The sequence below is a fragment of the Variovorax soli NBRC 106424 genome, assembly GCF_001591385.1.
Lineage (GTDB): Bacteria > Pseudomonadota > Gammaproteobacteria > Burkholderiales > Burkholderiaceae_C > Variovorax > Variovorax soli.
In genome coordinates this window covers 1-1961 of sequence record NZ_BCUU01000214.1, presented here as the reverse complement: position 1 = coordinate 1961, position 1961 = coordinate 1, and the positions used below count along the sequence as shown (strand labels likewise).

Sequence of the window (1961 nt, the reverse complement as noted above, 5' to 3'; positions counted from 1 at the left end):
GGCGTCAGCACGGCGCGCACGCGGCCACCGCCGGTGTTGCTGGCGCCGGGCGCCGGCGGCGCACCGTTCACGCTGAAGGTGTCGTTGCTCTGGTCGTAGACGATGAGCGGGCCGGTGGTCTCGTCGTTCACCTTGGCGCCCACCAGGCGCCGCATCACGGCGCGGCGGATGAACTTCACGTTGTCGGCGCGGCTGTCGTATTCGATGACCTCCGATTCACCTTCGATCCACTCGTCGCTACCGGGCGGGCCGTCGCGCCGCTGCTTGTAGTAGGCCAGCTTGCCGGGCGGGGCCGTGACCACGCCGTACTGGTAGCCCTCGGGGTCCTGCCGCACGTCGATGCGGGTGCCGCGGATGATGATGGTGCCCTTGGTCACCACCACGTTGCCGGTGAAGACGCTCTCCTGCTTGAGGTCGTCGTAGCGCATGGCATCGGCTTCGATGTTCATCGGCTTGTCGCGGTCGGCCTTTTCGGCCCGCGCGGGGTTGCCCCCTGCGAGGGCCAGGGACACCAGGATGGCGCCCAGCGCCAGGCCGCCGAACCGGCCAGGCGACCGGCCGGGGGAGCTGAAAACAATGGGGGAAATTGTCATAGGGCACGAAACTTGCTCTGCCCATTGTAGGGGGCAAAAGCGGTGCCCCCGAGGAAATACACGCAGACTGTTGGCGTGTACCGCGCTGTCAGCCGTCCTGTCAGGCCTTGGCGGCCTGGCCGATCAGGTATTCGGTGATCTGCAGGGCGCGGTCCAGGCTGCGCGCCAGCTCGCCGTCCACATAGTAGCGGCCGGCCACGCCCAGGGCCGGGACGCCGCCCACCTGGTAATCGTTGGTCAGCTGGGTGGCACGCTTGATCTTGCCCGACACGGTGAAGGACTTGTACATCTCCGCGAACTTCTGACCGTCCAGGCCCGGCTGCTTGCTGGCCCAGTCGAGGATGGCGGCGTCGCCCATGATGGGCTGGCGCTGCTTGTGGATGGCCACGAAGATCTTGTCCTGGAATTCGTCCACCTTGCCCATCGCTTCGAGCGTGTAGTACAGGCGCTGCTTGCTTTCCACGTCGTTGCCGACGAAGGGCACCGGCACGCGCCGGAAGGAGGCATTGGCGGGCAGCTTCTTGAGCCAGGCCTCCAAGCGGGGCTCGAACTCGGCGCAGTGGGGGCAGTTGTACGAGAAGAACTCGAGCACCTCGACCTTGCCCGCGGGCGCGTCGACCGGCGCCGGCTTCTTCAGCTGGATGTAGTCGGTGCCGGCCTTGAAGGCGCCCTGCGCATGCGCGCCGGTGCTGGCGATGAAGGGAGCGACGCCGACGGTTGCGGCGGCCAGCGAAAAATCACGACGTTTCATTTGAATGGATCTCCTGTGCGGCTGACAGAGCCCCGCGGGGCGCGCGAAGTTCCACGCGCCCCGCGGAAGTTTTTCTAAGAGTTAACGCTGGACACGGACCAGGGCGGTTTCCAGGCCGCCGCTGTCCAGGCGCTCCTTCAGGCGGTCGGCATCGTCCTTCTTGTTGAAGGGGCCGGCCCGCACGCGGTAGACGGTGCGCCCGGCCTGCTCCCGTTCGGTGACCTTGGCCTCCACCCCCATGAGCGACAGCTTGGCCCGCTGGGCCTCGGCGTCGTCGTTGCTGCGGAAGGCACCCGCCTGCACGAAGTAGATGAAGGGATCGGGCCCACTGGACGCCGACGGCGCGGCGGAAGCCACCTGCGTGCCGCCGCCTGCGCGCGAACGAGCCAGGTCGCCGATGGGGTCGTCGGAATCGGGATTGACCCCGGCCGGCCCCTTGCCCTTGGGCGCGACCACCACCGGAACCGGTGCAGAAGTGGACGGGGTAACGCCGGCAATCGTGCCGCTCGCCGAGGGCGCCGAGCCGCCCGCTGCCGGGCCGGGCAGCGCCGGCGGCCTGGCCGCGCCGGCCTTGCCGGCCAGGGGCGCGTTCGGGTCCCAGTCCTTGTTGCGGCGGG

3 protein-coding genes are annotated in these 1961 nt (G+C 68.5%); all 3 read right to left on the bottom strand.

All coding sequences use genetic code 11. From position 1 onward, the window contains the following. Positions 1–593: lipopolysaccharide transport periplasmic protein LptA (gene lptA / locus VSO01S_RS26380; protein WP_068645701.1), on the bottom strand; the 593-nt coding region annotated here is incomplete at its 3' end. Positions 594–693: 100 nt separating this feature from the next. Then, the gene (locus VSO01S_RS26375; RefSeq protein ID WP_068645700.1) at positions 694–1344 is read right to left on the bottom strand and encodes a thiol:disulfide interchange protein DsbA/DsbL; all 651 of its coding nucleotides are present in this window, start codon (positions 1342–1344) and stop codon (positions 694–696) included. A gap of 81 nt (positions 1345–1425) precedes the next feature. Continuing rightward, positions 1426–1961 (bottom strand): SPOR domain-containing protein (locus tag VSO01S_RS26370; RefSeq protein WP_068645699.1); only part of this gene is annotated, 536 nt, incomplete at its 5' end.